Origin of the sequence: Corynebacterium sp. CMW7794 (assembly GCF_001563605.1) — a bacterium.
GTDB classification, from domain to species: Bacteria; Actinomycetota; Actinomycetes; order Mycobacteriales; family Mycobacteriaceae; genus Corynebacterium; species Corynebacterium phoceense.
In genome coordinates this window covers 98,065-117,762 of the sequence record NZ_KQ961739.1, presented here as the reverse complement: position 1 = coordinate 117,762, position 19,698 = coordinate 98,065, and the positions used below count along the sequence as shown (strand labels likewise).

Below are 19,698 nucleotides of genomic sequence, written 5' to 3'. Positions count from 1 at the left end.
AATACTCAAATAGGCAAACAAAAAAGCCCACCCAAGGGGTGGGCTCGCGTTAGAACAGCGAGAGGCGCGAGGAGTGGTAGACGCTGCCAAAGGGGGCATCGACACGCACCCAGCGACCGAGGGCGGCCACACGCAAGTGGCGCGGGATGTTCATCGGCGCGCTAAAGCCCGGGATAAGCCCTAGGTTCGTGCACGCGAAAATGAGACGCATGGGAATGTCGACGCTCGTCCCGTCAGCTTCGACGGTGAGCACGGTCTGCTTCATGAGCGAGCTCGGCGGACCGGCAGGGCCTGAGAACTGCCGGGCCAAGGCTTGACCTTTGTCGGCGAGGTCGCGGACAACGTGGACCGGGAGGGTATCGAGAAGCTGGAAGCCCAACGCCGGCGGCAGGGCGCCTGGCCACGAGGCATCGCGCGGGGCGCCAATCTCGTCGCGGCCGTCCTTGACCGCATCAAGGAGGTCTTTCGCGGAGACGGACGCACCGTCCCGCCCCACGGTGCCAGCAACGCGGCGTGCAGCGACGACCTCAAAGGGCGTCGTGACGAAGACCTCGACGGTCTCTGGGTCGTATTGACGCAGGCGTGCGATGGCCTGGGCATCGAGACCCACCGCACGCGCCAAGAGGGCCTGCAGTCCTTGTGCGCCACTTTCAATGTGCAGCGTTTCTGTGGACATGCAGGCCCTCCTGTGCTCGACGGTGTAGTGGCGTCGAGTCTACTCGGCAAGAGCTCCGATGACTTCCTTCTCATGCTCGGTGAGCGGGCGCGGCAATCCGGTATGCAGATCAACGGCAACCTGGACGCAGTCAATCTCACATGCCACCGGGCCGTCTGGCACGCGGATGTTCTGGCGCGTGGTGAACGAGGTATTGCCGATACGGGTCACCCACGACTCAACCTCGACGGAGGAAAGGCCCTGCGGCTGGATGGGATTCTTGTAATCCAGCTCAAGGTGGCGCACGAAGGCCGCGAACTCCGGAACGTCCGGGAAAATGCGTTCCTGGGCGTAGATGAGGCGGGCCTCCTGCGCGATTTCCACGTAGTTGGCGTTCATCATGTGGCCGTAGCGGTCAAAGTCTGACCAGCGCACGGCCACACGATGGATGTGGTGCTTGTTTTCTTCAGTCACCGTATCTCCTATCGCGTGAGCTTACGGTGGGTCACGCGCGACGGACGTGCCGCATCCTCGCCGAGACGCTCGATCTTGTTCTTCTCGTAATCGCCGAAGTTGCCTTCGAACCAGAACCACTGGCCTTCTGCCACGTTGCCTTCCCAGGCAAGGATGTGGGTGCAGGTGCGGTCGAGGAACCAGCGGTCGTGCGAGATGACCACGGCGCAGCCCGGGAATTTCTCGAGGGCGTTCTCAAGGGAACCGAGGGTCTCGACGTCAAGGTCGTTGGTCGGCTCGTCGAGGAGGATGAGGTTGCCGCCCTCCTTGAGTGTGAGCGCCAGGTTGAGGCGGTTGCGCTCACCACCGGAAAGCACCTTAGACGGCTTCTGCTGGTCCGGGCCTTTGAAGCCGAACGCGGACAGGTAGGCACGCGAAGGCATTTCATTCTGGCCCACATGGATGTAGTCGAGGCCGTCGGAGACGACCTCCCACACCGTGGACTCCGGGTCGATGTTCTCACGGCCCTGGTCGACGTAGGACAGCTTGACGGTATCGCCCACCTCGACGGAGCCGGAGTCCGGCTGCTCGAGGCCCACAATCGTCTTAAACAGCGTGGACTTACCCACACCGTTCGGGCCAATAACGCCCACGATGCCGTTGCGCGGCAGCGTGAAGGAGAGGTCCTTGATGAGCACGCGGCCATCGAAGCCCTTGGTGAGGTTCTTCACCTCGACCACCTTATTGCCCAGGCGCGGCGGGGTCGGGATCTGGATTTCCTCGAAGTCGAGCTTCTTGTACTGCTCGGCCTCGGCGGCCATCTCCTCGTAACGAGCCAGACGGGCCTTATTCTTGGCCTGGCGAGCCTTGGTGCCGGAGCGGACCCAGGCGAGCTCTTGCTTCAGGCGCTTCTGCAGCTTCTTGTCCTTCTGGCCGGCGACCTCGAGACGCTCCGCCTTCTTCTCCAGGTACGTGGAATAGTTGCCCTCGTACGGGTAAAGCTTGCCGCGGTCGACCTCACAGATCCAACCGGCGACGTGGTCGAGGAAGTAGCGGTCGTGGGTCACGGCGAGGACGGCACCCGGGTAGGACTCGAGGTGCTTCTCCAGCCACTGCACGGACTCGGCGTCGAGGTGGTTGGTCGGCTCGTCGAGGAGGAGCAGGTCCGGCTCGGAAAGCAGCAGCTTCGCCAGGGCGACGCGGCGGCGCTCACCACCGGAGAGGTTGGTGACGGGCTCGTCAGACGGCGGGCAGCGCAGGGCGTCCATGGCCTGCTCGATCTTGGAGTCGACCTCCCACGCATCCGCGTGGTCGAGCTCCTCCTGGAGCTTGCCCATCTCTTCCATGAGCTCGTCCGTGTAGTTGGTGGCCATCTCTTCCGCGATTTCCTCGAAGCGCTGCTTCTTCTGGAAGATATCGCCCAGGCCCTCTTCCACGTTCTCGCGGACGGTCTTCTCTTCGTCGAGCGGCGGCTCCTGGAGCAGGATGCCCACGGTCTTGCCCGGATCGATGAAAGCCTCGCCGTTGGACGGCTGATCAAGGCCCGCCATGATCTTGAGGATCGACGACTTGCCGGCACCGTTCGGGCCGACCACGCCGATCTTGGCGCCCGGGTAGAAGGCCATGGTGACATTGTCCAGAATGACCTTGTCGCCGATGGCCTTGCGCACATTCTTCATCGTGTAGATGAACTCGCCCATTGTTCCCCTTTACGTCGGTTGGGTGAGTGTGCCCGCAGCCCGGGCACACACGTCAAACAACACAAAGAGTACATCATCCCCCGGGGCTGGGAGCTAGAACGGTGCGGCAGGCTCCCGGCTTTCCGATGCCGCCGCCTGGGCGTCCGCCGCCGTGTCCACCGAGGTATCGGCGCCGGCGTCCCCCGAGTTCTCCGTGTTCCCGGTATTGTCGTCCCGGCTCAGGATCTTGTCCGGACCCGTGTGCTCGAAGTTAGGGACAGGAATGCCGGTGACCGTGGCATCGGCGCCGATCTTGAGGCCGGTGGCGACGTAGTGGGACAGCTCGAGGGAGACCTGGTTGGCACGCATCTCAATCTTGGCGCGGTTCCGTCCTTCCTCGTCCTTCCATCCAATGGTGTTGAGCGAGCCGAGGACGATGACGGCCATGCCCTTGCGCAGCGTCGTGCGGACGTTCTGGGCGAGCGCACCCCACATCTCGACGTCGATGAAGAGGTTGTCCGTATCGATCCACTCGGGGCCCTCCGGATCCGGGTTGCGGCGGCGGCGCGAGGACGCCACGCGCATGGTGGTCTTGAGGTTGCCGTTGTAGACCTGCGTCATGTACGGATCTGCAACGAGGTGGCCGGTGATGGTGACAGGTAGTTGAGACATAAGGTTTATTCCTTCTATTCGGTAGTCGACGCGGGGAAGAATTTTCCCTCGCAGCACCATCGTGAACCACCGAATGCGCCGCGCCAACCCCCAAAACCGCAGCTGTGGATAACTCCCCGCGGTTGCCCAATAGAGTGGGCAAAAAGGGACGAGTTATCCACAGAAATTGGGCTTTCTCACCGGTATCTCAGTTTCACCGGCGCGTTCGTGCCGGTTCTGGCTACCGGTAATCCTCGTCGTTGAGGCGCGCGAGCATCGCGTTGTAGTCCTCCAAATCCTGGTCGCCATCGAGGTCCGCCTTCTGGTCGTGGCGTCGCGCCGCGGAGCGGTCCTCACGCAGCCACTCGAGGAAGAGCGTGCCAAAGACGATAACGAGCGGGAACTGGCCGAAGCCCCAGGCGATACCGCCGCCCACCTTCTGGTCGTAGGCGAAGTCCGGGTTCCACGGCAGGTCGAGGGAAAGGTAGAAGTTCTCGCCCAGGATCTGGCCCAGCTGCATGAGATAGACGCCCGCGTAGAGGTGGATGGGCATGGAGATAAACAGCAAAAGCAGGCGCAGGCCGGTGGGCCGGCGGTGCGGGATCGGGTCGGGGCCCACGAGCTCCCAGAAGTAGAAGTAGCCGGAGACGAGGAAGCACGCGTTCATGATGACGTGCCCGGCGTGCTCGGAGACCGCGTACTCGTACAGGTCAAAGGACAGGTAGAGAATGTAGAAGAAGAACAGGAACTGCACGAGGTTGACCGCCGGGTGCGTGATAAATCCGACGATCCGCGAGCGCGTCGCCGCCAGCGCCCACTCGTGCGGCCCAAATCCAGGTTCCCAGGCCTCCATCATGAGGGTGAGCGGCGCGCCCAGCGCGAGCAGGAGTGGAACGACCATGGACAGCACCATGTGGCCCAGCATGTGCATGGAGTAGAGCGCGGGAATGTACATGCCCAGCTCCGAGCTCATAAACAGCGTCATGCCCAGGGAGCCGGCCATCCACCACGCTGTACGAGTCCACGTCCACGTCAGGCCGCGCCGACGTACACGCCAGACCCCGTACGCATAGAAACCAGCGAGCAACAGGCCCAGGGTTCCCCACAAGATATCGAAGCGGAAGTGAGTGAAGAGACCGGCGACAGAGGGGGCTTCGGAAAGCTCGTAGCCCAACAGAATCTGCATGGAGTTGAGGTTGGGATCGCGCGGCGGCGGGGGCGGCGTGCGGCCCATGGTGCCAGCCACGCCGACCGTGAGCGCCATGACCAACAGTTCGACAAAGGCGACGCGGCGGAAGAGCTCCGGACGCGACTTCAGCTGCGGCATGGTGAGCTGGCGGTGCGCGAAGCCGAAGAGCGCGAGCACGAGCGTGAGCACTGACTTCGCCACGATAATGAGGCCATAGCGGGTGGTAAACCAGTCCGACCATTCGATGCGGATGGCGGCATTGATAAGGCCCGAGCACACCATGACGATGACGGAGAAGAGCGCCAGATTGGAGTACCGGCGCACGGCCATCGTGAGATCCGGTCCCAGGCGACGGCCATGCGCAAGCAGAGCGAGCAGCCCACCTACCCACAGCACCATGAAGATGAGGTGCCAGAGGAAGGAGTTCGTGCCGTAGTCATGGTCGCCGCCCGAGGCCGAGTGCCCCTCCATGCCCAGCGGCACGACCATGAGGACCGAAAGAACCAGCAGGACCGGCTGCGAGCCCCAGCGCGAAGCGATAAGCCCGCCGATGCCCACCACAGCCGCGAGGCCCGCAGTAAGCAGCCACACCTGCGCGGTCGAGATATTGGGGAACGCGTAGGTAAACAGCTGGGGGTCGAGAACCTCAAGGAAGGACGAGCCGGTGGTATCGGAAAGCACGAGTGGGACTTCCAGCACTGCGAGAACCGCGGTGACCAGAGCTGCAAGCGCGCCAACCCGTTTCGCGACGTGTCCGTCCACGGTGAGAGGCGCTGTGTTGAGTGTCTCAGCGTCGTGTTCTCGCGGGGAAATGAAGAAGGATGAGGCCAGGAAAGAGCCCACGGAGGTGGCCATGGCAATCCATGCGGCGGCACGAACGAAGGGTAAACCCACCGTCGTCACACGACCGGGATCCGGGATGCCGAGCGCCTTAAGCGAGTCCGCGAGGAAGAAGGACGCGATGCCGCCGGCTGCGATACCTGCGACGATGGCAATACAGACGTAGATCCATGCGGAGCCACGGGCGCGGCGCCGCGCGGCGGGGACAGACGCGACTGCGAAACCGTCCCCATCCTGGGAGGACAACTGCTCTTCAGACATGTGTCGCATTCTACGACGTGAGCGTTACACCACGAAAAGTGACCATTACTTCCAATTATGGCATTATATTTGCCTATGGACTCGCGACAATTATCGTACTTCCGGTCCGTGGTCGACCACGGGTCGTTTACCCACGCCGCTGCGGCGCTCGACATGACGCAGCCGTCGCTGTCTCTGTCGATCCGCAAGCTGGAAAAAGAGCTCGACGTGCAGCTGCTCACCCGCGGCCGCGCCGGCGTCTCCACAACCGAGGCGGGCGACTACCTCTACGAGATCGCCATCAAGATGGAAACCCTCATGACGGAGGCCGACCAGCGCATCCGCGAGATTGCCGGCGGCCTCGCTGGCTCCATCTCCATCAACGCCGCCCCGGAGTTCAACTGGGCCTTTATGCCCGAGGTCCTCTCCCGCATGTTTGAGGTCGCCCCTGACGTCAAGCTCTTCCTCGAAGACCCCGAGCCCATCATCACGCTGGAGCGCGTCCTCGACGGCTCCATCGACCTAGGCCTCATGCCGTCCATAGACCCGCGCGCCTTCGCGCAGCAGCACCAGGACCAGCTCGTCGTCCACGTCGTCACCGAATTCCCCATGCTGCTCGCCGTACCGGAGCGCCTCAAGGATCTCCCGGACGAGGTCGCGCTCGCCGATATCACGCATGAGACGTGGATCCTCCCTCAGCACCATGACGAGTTCCCCGGCCTGCCAGACCTCCTGCGCACCGCCTGGTTCCAGAACCCCGAGTCCAAGCCCGCCCACATCCAGGAAGTCTCCACCCTGCAGACCGCCATGCCGCTCGTCGCGGGCGGCATCGGCGTGGCCCTGCTTCCGGACTCCGCCCAGCGCCACGCTGGCGACCACGTCTTCTTCAAAAAGATCAAGGGCGATTTCCCGGGCATGCAGGCCATCCTCATCTACTGCAAGGACAAGGACCTCTCCCCCGCCGCCAACCAGCTCGTGGACATCATCCTCGAGGTCGGCACCGAGGGTAAGTACCACTAGTCGCCACCCATCACAGAGTTCATTCCGCGCTGGTGTAATATATGACCGCGCTGCGCCCCCATAGCTCAGCGGATTAGAGCAGAGGGTTTCTACCCCTTGTGTCGCGGGTTCGATTCCTGCTGGGGGCACCAATTTTCATAGTTTAATATCCATAAAGGCTCGGTACCTCCCGAGCCTTTGCGCTTTGCGATGCCGCCGAGCTCTACTGCCGCAACGGCCAGCGTCGCCCCAGGCCTGGTGCGCCACTACTTCGGTACCAAGGAGACGAAGGTGAAGCTCCTCATGGCCCTGGGCACCGAACGCCTCGCCCAGGACGACGCCCTCTTCGTCGAACTACAAAAATCACGGGCAGCCCGGCCGAACGTCTCGTGCGCCGTTACTTCTTCATGTGGGAACACCCACCTCGCGGCCCATTATTCTGGCATTCCCGCGCGCCCTCACGTCCTTTACGACATTGCTCGCTCCCACCCCAGCCCCACTGCCGTACGGGACTCAAGTCCTCGAAAGCGGTCTCCTAATCCGCCACCGCCGCACCGTCTACGAGCGCGCCTGACCGCGGATCTCCTTGCCCAACCCCTCCAGTTCTCTCACAGCGGCGGACTGCGCCACCGCCGAGTCCGTCGCGCGCGGCGGCGCCTGAATAACGCGCTCCGACTCAAGCCCTCGCTCTAGCTCGATCGCGCGCGTAATCTCCGCGTCGATCTTCACGCCGAGGATAAACAGCGTGTTCATGATCCACAACGCAAACAGCGCGATGATGACGGTTCCCAGCGCGCCGTACGCGCTGCGCGCACCCACCACCGTGAAATAGACCCGCACCAGTCCCCACGCCACGACAGCGCCCAGCAACGCGATGGTTGAGCCCACCGTGAGCCACTGGAATTTCTGCGTCCGCACATTCGGCGCGAAGCGATACAGCAACGCCAACAGCGTCACGCTCATCACCGCCACGACCGGCCAGCGCAGCCATTGCCACACAGGTAGGAAGGAATCGACGAGGAAAGAACGCACCGAAGAAACACCCGGGACCCCGCCAAAAGGCCGCAACAGTCCCACCACGATGTCACGCTGCAGCATGAGCGCCACAAAGATCACCACGAGGCCCAGTACCACAGCGATGGTGAGCAGCCACATCACTGTCCACGTGCGCACGAGCCCGCGGCCTTCCACTCGCCCATACATCGCATTGGCACTGCGCGCGAACGCCCGCACATACGCCGAGGACGAAAACAGTGCAAGGACCACCGATAACACCAGCATGAGCGTCGACTGTTGCGTCGAGCCCACCACCGCATCCACGACCCGCTGTGCGGCATTCTCCCATTCCGGCGGCAGGTACGTCCCGATGAAATCGGCCGTGAGCTTCTGCACCTGTTCCTCATTGCGCGCGAGCACCAACGTCGCAATGGAGTACACGCCCAACACCATGGGCAGCGCCGTGAGCACCGTAAAGAACGTGAGCGTCGCAGCGCGGTCCATCATCGCGTTCATGAAGAGCTCATGGCGCACCCGGCGCGCAACTAACCCCCACGCACGGCGCGACAAGTGCCACGCACTCTCCCCCGCCGAGCCATACGCCCGGGGCACCTCCGTGCGCACGAGCTCCCCACTATTGGGCGCAGCGACGGCAGGGCTTGGCCGTGCCCCCTTCTTCTCACCGTCGCCCGGCGTGGCGTTTTGTGTCATACCTGCAGCTTACCGGGCGTACTCAGCGCGGGCCGACACATCTAGGAAGCTAATTCGAGTCTCTCGACTCATAGCACGTCAGTACCCGCCATAATAGAGACTATGTCTACCTTCTCCGACGTCCTCGACCAGTTGCGCAAGAACCAGCCGCAAGGCAAGTACGGCATCGCCTTTGAGAAGCTCATGGTCAATTACTTCCGTAATGACCCGACGTTGAGCGAAGAGTACGAAGACGTCGGACGCTTCATCGACTGGAAATACTACGACGGACAGTCCGATACCGGCATTGACCTTGTAGCCCGCCGCCGCGAGGACGGCCGTTGGGTCGCCATCCAGTGCAAGTTCTATGAGCCGACCGCTTACCTCCAGAAGTCCCACCTCGACTCCTTCTTCGAGAAATCCGGCCGCTCCTTCGATACCGAGCACGGCAAGGACTCTTTCGCCCAGCGCATCATCATCTCGACCACGGACCGCTGGAGCAAGAATGCCGAGGAAATGCTGGACAACCAGCTCATCCCTACCAACCGCATCGGCACCGCCTCCATCGCCGAGTCCCCCATCGACTGGGACATCACGTTCCCCGGCAGCGACATCGCCATTAATTTGACCCGCAAAGAGGTCTACCAGCCGCGTCCGCACCAAGATGAGGCCATCGCGAAGGCCATCGCCGGCTTCGAGGCCCACGACCGCGGCAAGCTCATCATGGCCTGCGGCACAGGCAAGACCTTCACTGCGCTGCGCCTCGCCGAGCGCTTCGCGGAGCTCAACGGCAACAAGGCCCGCGTCCTCTTCCTCGTTCCCTCCATCTCGCTGCTCTCGCAGACGCTCAAGGAGTGGACCGCGCAATCACAAACCCACCTGCCGCTCAAGCCCTACGCCGTATGCTCCGACCAGAAGGTCTCCAAGAAGGCCGAGGACATCGCCTCCTACGATCTCGATGTCCCTGTCTCCACCAACGGTGCGGACATCAAGCTGCGTACGGAGCAAGGCAAGCGCCGCCAAGGCCTCAACGTCATCTTCTCCACCTACCAGTCCATCGAGGCCATCCACGAGGCCCAAGAGCTCGGCATGGATGACTTCGATCTCGTCATCTGCGACGAAGCCCACCGCACCACCGGCGTCACCCTCGCCGGGGAGGACGCCTCCAACTTCGTGAAGATTCACGACGAAAATTACATCAAGGCCAGCAAGCGTCTCTACATGACGGCGACTCCCCGACTCTTCGACGACAACGTCAAGGGCAAGGCCGAGGAACATTCCGCGGAGCTTGCCTCCATGGATGACGAGGACATCTACGGCCCCGAGTTCTACCGCCTCGGCTTCGGCGAGGCTGTGGACAAGGGCCTGCTCACCGACTACAAGGTCCTCGTCATGACGGTCGAGGAAGACATCGCTGCGGACGTCCTGACCGCCTACCCCACCAACGAAATCAACCTCACCACCGCCTCAGCCATGATCGGCGCGTGGAACGGACTCGCGAAGCGTTCGGGTGCCGAGCAGGACACGAAGTCCGGCTTCGAGGCAGGTGCTCAACCCATGCGCCGCACCGTTGCCTTCGCCAAGGACATCAAGGCCTCAAAGACTATCCAAGAGACCTTCCCCACGCTCATCCGCCAGTACCAAGAGCAGCTCAAGGACCACGCCGCCACCAACGACGTGAGCCTGCTCAACATCGATCTCCAAGTCGCCGTCGAGCACGTCGATGGCACCATGAACGCCCTCGAGCGCGGCAACAAGATTTCGTGGCTCGAGTCCTCCATCCCTGAGGACGAGACTCGCATCCTTACCAACGCTCGCTGTCTCTCCGAGGGCGTGGACGTCCCCGCCCTCGATAGCGTCATCTTCTTCCACCCTCGCAATTCCATGGTCGACGTCGTCCAGTCCGTCGGCCGCGTCATGCGCAAAGCCGAGGGCAAGGACTACGGCTACATCATCCTGCCCGTCGCCATCCCGCCGGGAGTCTCCCCGTCCCAGGCCCTCAATGACAACACGCGCTTCCGCGTGGTCTGGCAGATTCTCAACGCCCTGCGTGCCCACGATGACCGCTTCAACGCGAAGGTCAACTCGATTGCGCTCAACGAGAAGGTCGAGCTGCCCATCGACATCGAGAGCGTGAAGAAGACGAAGCGAGACGATGAACAGAGCCTCGAAACGAAAGCCAAAGACGCACAGGCAAAGCTCGATGCTTCCGATGCCACCCCGGCCAGCCAATCTGAGTCCTCCGGTGAGCAGGACCTTACCTCGGCACAGATTGCGCTGTTCTCCCTCGAAGCCTGGCAGGAAGCCATGTACGTCAAGCTGGTCGACAAGGTCGGTACGCGTACTTATTGGGAGGACTGGGCTGACGATGTCGCCACGATCGCCGAGGCACAGATCGCCCGCATCAAGGCACTCATCAATGCTGCAGACGACACCATCCGCAAAGAATTCGAGGTCTTCATCGAGGGCCTACGCGGCAACCTCAACGACTCGATCACCGAGGACGAAGCCATCAGCATGCTCTCGCAGCACCTGATCACTGCCCCGGTATTCAACGCGCTGTTCACCGAGCACGACTTCGCCGCGCACAACCCGGTCGCTCGCGTCATGCAGCGCATGGTCGATGCGCTCTCGGACGCCAAGCTCGAGTCTGAGACCAAGTCTCTGACCGACTTCTACGAGTCCGTGCGCGTGCGCGCCTCCGAGGTCTCCTCCGCTTCCGGCAAGCAACAAGTCATCAAGGACCTCTACGAGCGATTCTTCCGCAAGGCCTTCAAGAAGCAGTCCGAGGCCCTCGGCATCGTCTACACCCCGGTTGAGATCGTCGACTTCATCCTCCGCTCCGCCGATCAAATCTCCCGCTGGCACTTCGGCAAGGGCCTTACCGACGAAGGCGTCCACATCCTCGATCCCTTCACAGGTACCGGTACATTCATGGTCCGACTCCTCCAGTCCGGCCTCATCGAGCCCGACGACCTCGCCCGCAAGTACGCGACCGAGCTGCATGCCACCGAGATCATGCTGCTCGCCTACTACGTCGCCGCGGTCAACATCGAAACCACCTACAACGCCCTCCAAGCAGAGCGCGCCCAGCGCAACGGCGAACCCGAGCCCGAGTACGTCCCCTTCGACGGCATCGCGCTCGCGGACACTTTCCAGATCCACGAAGAAGGCGACATCCCCGACCTCAAGGTTTTCAAAGAAAACAACGCCGCCATCCAGCGGCAGATTGATGCGCCAATTAACGTCATCATCGGCAACCCGCCCTATTCTGCAAAGCAGACTAGCGCAAACGATGATAATGCCAATCTGAAGTACCCGACCCTAGACAGCCGCATTGAAAGTACATTTGCTGCAAACTCCACGGCAACAAATAAGAACTCACTGTATGACTCTTACCTACGAGCTTTCCGATGGTCTATCGATCGGCTCGGCACGCATGGTGTCTTGGCATTTGTTTCAAACGGAGGTTGGATAGATAGTAACACTGCGGACGGCGTCCGACTTTCACTAGAAGATGAGCTCAGCGACATCTATGTCTACAACCTCCGCGGCAACCAACGAACTGCCGGCGAGCAATCCCGCAAGGAAGGAGGCAAAGTCTTCGGCTCCGGAAGTCGAAACACCGTAGCTGTAATCATCGCCGTTAAACGTGAAATCCCCGACGATGTTTGTATCCACTATCGCGATATCGGTGACTACCTCAGCGCAGACGAAAAGCTCGCGATTGTTGATCGCTCCACGCTCGATAATGTCGAGTGGCAAAATATTGAGCCCAATATTTACGGTGAGTGGCTCAATCAGCGTGACGAAGATTTTGAGACGTGGCCGGCGATCGGAGAAAAGAAGGACAAAAAGACCCCAGTCGTTTTCCACAACTATTCGCGTGGTCTAAGCACAGCTCGAGATGTTTGGTGCTATGGGTCAACGCCTTCAGCTGTCACCAGCCAGATGCAGACTTTAATAACGACCTACGATGCCGCGCGCGACGAGTTTAGGGACTGGATTCAAAGCGCAAGAATTACCAAACCCCGCGAGACTGACGTCAATGCATTCCTTGCCAAACGTCCAGAATATGCTGACCTATCCAAGATCTCCTGGAATCGCAGTCTTAAACAACAGCTAGCGGGCAATAAGATCATCAGCTTTAATGCGAGCCGCATAATGAAATCGCTGTATCGACCTTTCCATGTTCAATTCGCCTACTTCCACCAGCCAGTCAATGACATGGTTTATCAGCTCCCAAAGCTCTTCCCTACTCCCCATCATGACAACATGACCATCTTGTTAGCTGGACCATACCCAAATATTGCAGGGCACTGTTTCTCAACTAAGGTATTGCCAGATCTCAACGTGCTCACGGCAAGCCAAAACTTTCCCCGCTGGACCTGGGAGCCCGTCGAGACGCCGGAGGGAGAGCTGGACTTTGGGATGGGGGCATCGGAAGGCTCGGAGCCTGGTACGGAAGGAGAAATCCTCGACGGGTACCGGCGCGTGGACAACGTCACGGACGAGATTCTGGGGATTTACCGCGAGGCGCTGGGCTCGAATGTGACGAAGGATGACATCTTCTACTTCGTCTATGGGCAGCTGCATGACCCAGGGTACCGGGAGAAGTACGCCGCGGACCTGAAGAAGATGCTGCCGCATATCGAAACGCCGACGTTGCGGGCGCGGTTCGACCAGCTGACTGCTGCCGGCCGGGAGCTCATGGATCTGCATGTGAACTACGAGGACGTAGAGCCCTGGCCGGTCACGGTGGATGTGAAGGCATCGGCAGACGAGAACGACCGCGAGACGTGGCGCGTGCAAAAGATGAAGTGGGCGAAGAAGAAGGACCCATCTACTGGGAAGAACGTCAATGACGTGACGACGCTCGTCTACAACAAGTCCGTGACCGTGCGCGACATTCCGGCTGAGGCGGACGAGTACATGCTCGGCTCGCGTTCTGCGCTGGCGTGGATTATTGACCGGTACCAGGTGAAGAAGGACAAGGCATCGGGAATCGTCAACGACCCCAACGATTGGGCTGACGAGGTGGGCAATCCGCGGTACATCGTGGATCTCATCGCGAAGGTCACGCGTGTGGCGGTGGAGACGGTGAGGATTGTTGAGGGGATTCGAGAGGATAAGCAGTAGCAATGAGCTCACAGATTTATAACTGGAAATCCATGTTGCCGGTGGTCCTTGAGGTCGCTGCGGATGGAAAGCCCCATCATCGCAGCGAGTACAAAGAGGCTGTTCGCCTCATCTCCGAAAGGGATTTTGGAGACGAGGCGTACCGCAAGTTAACAACTAAGCTCGCATACGAAGATCGCGCTGGATGGGCGACGTTTGAGCTGCGTCGCTCCGGGTTACTCGCCGATGTTGAGCGCGCCGTAACGCAAATTACGCCTGAAGGCATCCAATGGCTCAAGGACAATCCCTATCCGCTGAGCCGCGAACAACAGCGAGAGTTTGTGAAGATGCGTGATCGTGTTCTCGAAGCGAAGGGGACGATCAAAAAATCCTCGTCTGATAACGATGCCGACGAGCCCGAAACAAGCGATGATTACGTCTGGGTTCTCCGCGCTGGCAAAGATGGCGTACGTGAGAAGCGTGCCCTTCAAGAAAACCTCGGTCTACCGGGCTTGTACTACAACGAAGAGGTAGAAAATGCCGAGACCCTTGACGAGATCAAAAAGGCCATGCGGGCCGCCTATCCCGAGTGGAAGCGCGGCCAGATCAATACTCAGGCAGGGCAACTTTACCGTTTCCGTACGAAGCTCCAAGTGGGCGACATCGTTCTTATACCGAGCAACCATGTCCATGGTGCGGTGTACCACGGTACGGTCACTGGTCCTGTCACCATTGACCGGAGCGAACCTGACGTCGAGGCTCATCTTCGCGTTCCGATCGAGTGGAGTAAAGAACCTTTCCAGCGCGATGAATTAGGAATCGATCTGCGGCGTTCCATCACAAGCTTGCTGACGATCTCGCAGGTAAAAAGGAACAACGCACACGAGCGCTTTTGTCGGTCATCGACGGTGCTGGGGACCCGGACTTCAACGTGCAGGATTTCTCCCCAGCAGAGTCGTTTACGCTCGACTGGATTGGCTTCAATCGCGAATTCGCAGAGCGCCTTCTGCCTTATCGTCACAATCGCACAGCGCTGCTGGACACACTTCGTGAGGCTGCACGGCTATCGGAGCGCCCATCGCTGTTCAATATGCTGTGGGAATGGTCAACTGAAAACGGTAAAGAGGAGGCCACGGATATCGATCCGTTCACGGTCTATGCCCTCATCAACCGCTCACTCACGATGTCCAACAAGGAAGCTATCTATCGAGGGCTCAAGGAAGCATTCGATATTAGCGCCGAGGTTCCAACATCGGTTGATGGCTTGCCGGTACGTAACAACTTGTCGGCACGCTTCGAATCGAAGTACACCGATCCTGGAAATACCGCCTTCTATGACGGAATCTGGACGCTCTTCGAGGCCGCTCTGCGATACAACCCACGCGAGAAACACGGCCACTCCCGAGTCGACTTCATTGATGCGTACGACGCCGCAGTCAAGGACCGTTCACAAGTGGCATACACCATGGGGCTGTTTTGGATTCGCCCTGAAACCTTCATGGCTCTCGACCGTCGCAATGCCGACTTCCTTAAATCCGAAGACGGCATGGGTATCGATGTGGTTGGCACTGTAACTGACGGTGCCTCGTATCTCGCAACGCTTACAGATGTCGCCGACTGGCTCCAGGATTCCACGATTGATCCGCCAACTTTCGCAGGATTATCGGCAACAGCATTCCAATACGCGCAGAACGAATCTGAAGCACCTGTCGAATCAGAACTTGAGGAACTCACTGAAGAAGCGCAGGAGACTTACTCCATCCAGGATATTCTCAACGCTGGATGCTTCCTCGACCGCAAACAACTCGAGACTATCCTCCGCCGATGGCGGGAAAAGAAGAACCTCATCTTGCAAGGGCCGCCGGGGACCGGAAAGACCTGGCTCGGCCGAGAGCTTGCTTACGCGATGCTCGAGGACTCCTCTGACGAGACGATTACCGCAGTGCAGTTCCACCCGTCAACGTCCTACGAAGACTTCATCGAGGGCTTCCGCCCTGCGAGCGATGGCCATCTTCGTCTGCAGCCTGGCCCCTTCCTCAAAGCCGTACGAGCGGCCAGTGAGGACGAAGGACGCAAACACTTCATCATCATCGAGGAAATTAACCGCGGAAACCCAGCACAGATTTTCGGCGAGATGCTCACGCTCCTCGAAGCCGACAAACGCAACGTCGAAAGTGCACTGACGACGATTTACTCACCAGACAGTGAGCCAATCTTTCTCCCCGAAAATCTCTACGTAATTGGCACGATGAACCAGGCGGACCGATCCCTTGCGATGGTCGATATGGCGTTGCGCCGACGTTTCGCATTTGTTGATCTTCAGCCTCAGTTCAATGAACGGTGGCTCGATTACTGTTCGACTCATTGTGGCTACGATCGAGGGACGCTGGAAACTATCGGCACGAAGCTGGATGCACTCAACGCTCGCATTGCCGCCGACATCAATCTGGGACGCGATTACGGAGTGGGGCACAGCTTCGTGACACCGCGTAAGTCATCGAAGCCGTTGACCAGTGAAGAGACGCACAAATGGTTCGATGCAATTATCGACACGGATTTGGCACCGCTTCTACGCGAATACTGGTACGACCAGCCTGAGGTCCTGGAGGAAGCGCTTCGTGAACTTCGAGCCTGAGACTTCTGCAGAGTCCATCAGCAAGCACGTGCCGATGCGCAGCGTATGGCTGCTGCAGCTCTATGCATCCGAGGCTTATCGGCGCGGAGTTATCACCGACGCCGCGGTCGATGCTGCGGACGCCGAGCTGCCATTACTTCTCACTACCATGTTGTGTGAAGCCGTCGAGCGCCGCCTCACGCGTGAGCTCAGCGTGGGATTTAATAGACGCACTGCGACGCTCCACCGGGTGCGAGGCAAGATCGATGTCTATGCAACACAACGGCACCGGCTACTCGACAAGGGCCAGATACGGTGCGAGTTCAACGAGCTCACCAGTGATCACCCGGTCAATCGATTCCTGCTCCATGCGTTGCACTACGCAGAAAAGCTCATCCAACCGCTCGATACGACGGTAGCGACTCGGTGCCGTCGCTTGGCGCGTGCCTTCGAAGCTGCGGGAGTGCCATCTGTGCCTAGTACCGCCGAGCCCACTGGCCGACTCTCTCCTGCTGATGCCCATCCCACAGCAGTGGCATCGCTCTTGCTCAACCTTTATGTCCCGCGCTCTGGTCTCGGCCCTCACGCATTCGCCCGCGCGGCGGTCACCGAGACGTACTTACGTGCGCTCTTCGAGCGTGCCCTGCTGGGAATCTACCGCTACCATCTCGCTCCATTGGGGTGGACTGTACGCGGTGCAAAGTATGTTGACTGGCCAATCAACGAGGCGACGACGGCGCAGCTTCCGCGAATGCTCACCGACATCATGCTCACTGCACCCGATGGCACCGAGGTCATCGTCGATGCCAAGTTCGCATCTATGGCGACAAGCAATCGCACAAACAGCGGATACACGCTGAAGTCCGGACATCTCTACCAAATCCAGTCCTACGTGCTGTCACACTCAGCGGCGCTGACTGAGTACAGCGATTTTCGTCCCGTGGCTGGAGTAATGGTTTACGCCGATTTAGGTGCTCCTGCCGCCGCATTCGATACCATTCAGAATTTTCGCATGCACAACCACGATTTCGTGTTCGGAGCACTCGACCTAACTACAAGGGCCAGCAGAATTCGCGAAACGGCACTCACGATGATCCAGAGCCTCAAGCACGAGCCTCTCGCGCTAAATTGATGTGCTGACAGGGAGGATAAGGGGGCATCGGAAAGCTATGACTGGCGGTCATTTCCATACCGGGCTCACCCCCCACAAAACCCCAAACCTACCAAGCCAAACGGGGTTCGTTTGACCTGGCCGGCCCGAGTTAGTGACGCAGATTAGAAGCCCTGAGCAACGCGGTAGTACACGTTGTTCCAGCGCAGCTCCTCTTCGAAGCCTTCGACGGTGGTGTCCTCATCGATGACGGCCAGCTCCATCTGAGCGATGCGAGCGAAATCGCGCCATGCGTCGAGCGGCAGAGCCGTGCTCATCACGGTGTGGTGAGCAGCGCCGGAAGCCAGCCAGCAGGTGGCCGAGGTGACCAGATCCGGAGCAGGCTCCCAGACGGCGCGTGCCACGGGGAGCTTCGGCAGCGGCTTGTCGGGCTCAACAACCTTGACCACATTCGCGGTCAGGCGGAAACGGTCGCGCAGATCGGACAGCGCAACGACGGTGGCATCGCCCGGGTCTGTGTCGAAGACGAGGCGGACCGGATCCTCGCGGTCGCCGATGCCCAGCGGGTGGATCTCCAGGCGTGGCTTCTTCTCCGTCAGGGACGGGCAGATCTCCAACATGTGGGCGCCGAGAATCTTCTTGTTCCCCGGAGCCATGTTGTAGGAGTAGTCCTCCATCAAGGAAGCACCACCCGGCAGGCCGTAGCCCATGACCTTGGCGATGCGGATGAGAACGCCGGTCTTCCAGTCGCCCTCAGCACCGAAGCCGTAGCCGTCGGCCATCAGACGCTGGACAGCGAAGCCTGGTAGCTGCTTGAGGCCACCGAGATTCTCAAACGTATCCGTGAATGCCGTAGCGCCCTCGGCCTCCAGGAAGTCGCGCAGCGCTGCTTCCTGCTTCGCTGCATAACGCAGGGATTGGTGCTTCTCCCCACCCAAATCCAGGACTGGGTCGAACTCGTAGAGGTCCTGGTATTCTTTGATGAGCGCATCGACGCGCTCCTCCGAGATGGCGTCGACGGCCTCGACGAGCTCGTTGACCGACCAAGTGTTGACGGTCGCGCCGAAACGGATGGCAGCCTCAGTCTTGTCGCCCTCAGTGACAGCGACGTTGCGCATATTGTCACCAAAGCGCACCATGCGCATGTTCTGTGCTTCGTTCCAGCCAGCGGCGGCACGCATCCACACGCCAATGCGCTGCGGAACGCGCTCGTCGGTGACGTGGCCAACAACGCTCACACGCGGAACGCCCATGCGGGTGAGGATGTAGCCGAACTCGCGGTCGCCGTGAGCGGCCTGGTTGAGGTTCATGAAGTCCATGTCAATGGTGTCCCACGGGATCTCCAGATGGTGCTGCGTATGCAGGTGCAGCAGCGGCTTGTGGAGGGCATCGAGACCGCGGATCCACATGCGTGCCGGGGAGAACGTGTGCATCCAGGTAATGACACCGATAACCGAGTCATCCGCCGAAGCATCCGCCATGGCGCGGAAGATCGACTGCTCATCGGTGAGGGTCGGACGCCACTCGATGTCGACCGGAATGTCAGCCGAGTCGTTGAGTGCAGCGACGATTTCCTTGGACTGATCGGCGACCTGCTCGAGGGTCTCCGGCCCGTAAAGGCCCTGGCTGCCCGTCAGGAACCAGATAACCTTGCCTTCAAATGGGTTCTTCATGAGGAAATTCCTTTCTGGTGCTTCGCAGTGCGAAGTGAAGTGTGGGTTGAGAAAACTTGTGGGATTACTGTCCGTAGACGTTTTGGTATCGATCGTTAAGAGAGTCGATTGCTTCCTGCGGGATAGGAACAGGCTCGCCGAGTTCGCGCGCCAGGTGAACCGTCTTCGCGACTTCCTCAACCATGACGGCAGCCTTCACTGCCGCTTCCGCCGTCTTGCCGATGGTGAACGGGCCATGGTTCTTCATCAATACCGCCGGAGAAGAAGAATTGGACAACGTTTCCACGATCCCGCGGCCGATGGAGTCATCGCCGATAATCGCGAACGGACCTACTGGCACTGGGCCACCGAACTCATCAGCAATCATGGTCAGTACGCAGGGGATCTCTTCACCGCGTGCCGCCCACGCCGTGGCGTAGCTCGAGTGGGTGTGAACAACGCCGCCAACTTCAGGCATGTGTTCGTAGACGTATGCATGCGCTGCAGTGTCGGAGGACGGTGAACGGTCGCCATCGATAAGCTGCCCCTTGATGTCGCACACAACCATCGCCTCCGGCGTGAGTTCTTCGTAGCGCACGCCCGAGGGCTTGATGACAAACAGATCATCGGTGCTAGGGCCTGATTCGTTGACGACGACGCGCTCGGAGACGTTGCCGGCTGTCCAGACCACCAGGCCCCATCGCGGCAACTCCGCGTGAAGGTCTGACACACGCTGACGCGCCTGGGCGACTTTGTCCTGAATCTCCTGCGAGTACTGGGCCAAGCCTAGGTTTTCCATGAGTATTTACCC

At 60.2% G+C, this 19,698-nt stretch carries 14 protein-coding genes, 1 tRNA gene and 1 pseudogene; 6 read left to right on the top strand and 10 right to left on the bottom strand.

Annotated elements, in window-relative coordinates:
• Nucleotides 1-49 precede the first annotated feature (49 nt).
• The 5 genes from HMPREF3227_RS07650 to HMPREF3227_RS07630 all read right to left on the bottom strand — a co-directional run bounded on the left by HMPREF3227_RS07650 (nucleotide 50) and on the right by HMPREF3227_RS07630 (nucleotide 5,737).
• The gene (locus tag HMPREF3227_RS07650; protein WP_066491929.1) at nucleotides 50-676 is read right to left on the bottom strand and encodes a DUF8185 domain-containing protein; all 627 of its coding nucleotides are present in this window, start codon (nucleotides 674-676) and stop codon (nucleotides 50-52) included.
• Between the two features lie 39 nt (nucleotides 677-715).
• Nucleotides 716-1,129 (bottom strand): acyl-CoA thioesterase, encoded by a 414-nt coding sequence (locus HMPREF3227_RS07645; protein WP_141629226.1) that lies wholly within the window; start codon nucleotides 1,127-1,129, stop codon nucleotides 716-718.
• A gap of 8 nt (nucleotides 1,130-1,137) precedes the next feature.
• A complete protein-coding gene (ettA, locus tag HMPREF3227_RS07640) occupies nucleotides 1,138-2,808 on the bottom strand; it encodes an energy-dependent translational throttle protein EttA (protein ID WP_066511833.1) in 1,671 nt (556 codons plus the stop codon).
• Nucleotides 2,809-2,901: 93 nt separating this feature from the next.
• The gene (locus HMPREF3227_RS07635) at nucleotides 2,902-3,459 is read right to left on the bottom strand and encodes a single-stranded DNA-binding protein (RefSeq protein WP_066511823.1); all 558 of its coding nucleotides are present in this window, start codon (nucleotides 3,457-3,459) and stop codon (nucleotides 2,902-2,904) included.
• 220 nt (nucleotides 3,460-3,679) lie between these two features.
• Nucleotides 3,680-5,737 (bottom strand): bifunctional copper resistance protein CopD/cytochrome c oxidase assembly protein, encoded by a 2,058-nt coding sequence (locus HMPREF3227_RS07630; protein ID WP_066511820.1) that lies wholly within the window; start codon nucleotides 5,735-5,737, stop codon nucleotides 3,680-3,682.
• Nucleotides 5,738-5,803: 66 nt separating this feature from the next.
• Between HMPREF3227_RS07630 and HMPREF3227_RS07625 the strand changes: the two genes are divergently transcribed.
• Together HMPREF3227_RS07625 and HMPREF3227_RS07620 are read left to right on the top strand one after the other, a co-directional pair.
• Nucleotides 5,804-6,727 (top strand): LysR family transcriptional regulator, encoded by a 924-nt coding sequence (locus tag HMPREF3227_RS07625; RefSeq protein WP_066511817.1) that lies wholly within the window; start codon nucleotides 5,804-5,806, stop codon nucleotides 6,725-6,727.
• A gap of 54 nt (nucleotides 6,728-6,781) precedes the next feature.
• A tRNA-Arg gene (locus HMPREF3227_RS07620) sits at nucleotides 6,782-6,858 on the top strand.
• A gap of 406 nt (nucleotides 6,859-7,264) precedes the next feature.
• On the opposite strand, the gene HMPREF3227_RS07615 is transcribed toward HMPREF3227_RS07620, so the two are convergent.
• Entirely contained in the window at nucleotides 7,265-8,413 is a 1,149-nt protein-coding gene (locus HMPREF3227_RS07615; RefSeq protein ID WP_066511812.1) for a YihY/virulence factor BrkB family protein, read from the bottom strand.
• A 102-nt stretch (nucleotides 8,414-8,515) separates the two neighbouring features.
• Here HMPREF3227_RS07615 and HMPREF3227_RS07610 point away from each other — a divergent pair, with 102 nt between their 5' ends.
• Nucleotides 8,516-13,531 (top strand): DEAD/DEAH box helicase, encoded by a 5,016-nt coding sequence (locus tag HMPREF3227_RS07610; RefSeq protein WP_066511807.1) that lies wholly within the window; start codon nucleotides 8,516-8,518, stop codon nucleotides 13,529-13,531.
• Between the two features lie 2 nt (nucleotides 13,532-13,533).
• Nucleotides 13,534-13,749: pseudogene (locus HMPREF3227_RS14015) on the top strand (hypothetical protein); the annotation flags it as partial.
• Here the strand turns inward: HMPREF3227_RS14015 and HMPREF3227_RS13560 are convergent.
• On the bottom strand, nucleotides 13,747-14,001 hold the full coding sequence (locus HMPREF3227_RS13560; RefSeq protein WP_066511801.1) for a hypothetical protein: 255 nt from the start codon (nucleotides 13,999-14,001) through the stop codon (nucleotides 13,747-13,749). The pseudogene HMPREF3227_RS14015 and the gene HMPREF3227_RS13560 sit on opposite strands and share 3 nt — an antisense overlap.
• A gap of 12 nt (nucleotides 14,002-14,013) precedes the next feature.
• Nucleotides 14,014-14,274: a hypothetical protein gene (locus HMPREF3227_RS13555; RefSeq protein ID WP_066511799.1), complete on the bottom strand. Its 261-nt coding sequence runs from the start codon at nucleotides 14,272-14,274 to the stop codon at nucleotides 14,014-14,016.
• 128 nt (nucleotides 14,275-14,402) lie between these two features.
• On the opposite strand from HMPREF3227_RS13555, the gene HMPREF3227_RS07595 reads away from it, so the two are divergent.
• Nucleotides 14,403-16,145, top strand: coding sequence for an McrB family protein (locus HMPREF3227_RS07595; protein ID WP_066511798.1), 1,743 nt, complete (start codon nucleotides 14,403-14,405; stop codon nucleotides 16,143-16,145).
• Complete coding sequence (locus tag HMPREF3227_RS07590; RefSeq protein WP_066511797.1) at nucleotides 16,129-17,256, top strand: 5-methylcytosine restriction system specificity protein McrC; 1,128 nt, start codon at nucleotides 16,129-16,131, stop codon at nucleotides 17,254-17,256. The genes HMPREF3227_RS07595 and HMPREF3227_RS07590 overlap by 17 nt, the downstream gene beginning before the upstream one ends.
• Before the next feature lie 143 nt (nucleotides 17,257-17,399).
• Here HMPREF3227_RS07590 and araA read toward each other — a convergent pair whose 3' ends face one another.
• Nucleotides 17,400-18,908 (bottom strand): L-arabinose isomerase, encoded by a 1,509-nt coding sequence (gene araA, locus HMPREF3227_RS07585; RefSeq protein ID WP_066491836.1) that lies wholly within the window; start codon nucleotides 18,906-18,908, stop codon nucleotides 17,400-17,402.
• 64 nt (nucleotides 18,909-18,972) lie between these two features.
• Complete coding sequence (locus HMPREF3227_RS07580) at nucleotides 18,973-19,686, bottom strand: L-ribulose-5-phosphate 4-epimerase (RefSeq protein WP_066491827.1); 714 nt, start codon at nucleotides 19,684-19,686, stop codon at nucleotides 18,973-18,975.
• Nucleotides 19,687-19,698 lie beyond the last annotated feature (12 nt).

Excerpts from the sequence above, each read along its gene's own strand:
- HMPREF3227_RS07630 (WP_066511820.1), bottom strand. The coding sequence starts at position 5,737 with ATGCGACACATGTCTGAAGAGCAGTTGTCCTCCCAGGATGGGGACGGT.
- ettA (WP_066511833.1), bottom strand. The coding sequence starts at position 2,808 with ATGGGCGAGTTCATCTACACGATGAAGAATGTGCGCAAGGCCATCGGC.
- HMPREF3227_RS07580 (WP_066491827.1), bottom strand. The coding sequence starts at position 19,686 with ATGGAAAACCTAGGCTTGGCCCAGTACTCGCAGGAGATTCAGGACAAA.
- HMPREF3227_RS13555 (WP_066511799.1), bottom strand. The coding sequence starts at position 14,274 with ATGAGCCTCGACGTCAGGTTCGCTCCGGTCAATGGTGACAGGACCAGT.
- HMPREF3227_RS07625 (WP_066511817.1), top strand. The coding sequence starts at position 5,804 with ATGGACTCGCGACAATTATCGTACTTCCGGTCCGTGGTCGACCACGGG.
- HMPREF3227_RS07635 (WP_066511823.1), bottom strand. The coding sequence starts at position 3,459 with ATGTCTCAACTACCTGTCACCATCACCGGCCACCTCGTTGCAGATCCG.
- HMPREF3227_RS07610 (WP_066511807.1), top strand. The coding sequence starts at position 8,516 with ATGTCTACCTTCTCCGACGTCCTCGACCAGTTGCGCAAGAACCAGCCG.
- HMPREF3227_RS07650 (WP_066491929.1), bottom strand. The coding sequence starts at position 676 with ATGTCCACAGAAACGCTGCACATTGAAAGTGGCGCACAAGGACTGCAG.
- araA (WP_066491836.1), bottom strand. The coding sequence starts at position 18,908 with ATGAAGAACCCATTTGAAGGCAAGGTTATCTGGTTCCTGACGGGCAGC.
- HMPREF3227_RS07615 (WP_066511812.1), bottom strand. The coding sequence starts at position 8,413 with ATGACACAAAACGCCACGCCGGGCGACGGTGAGAAGAAGGGGGCACGG.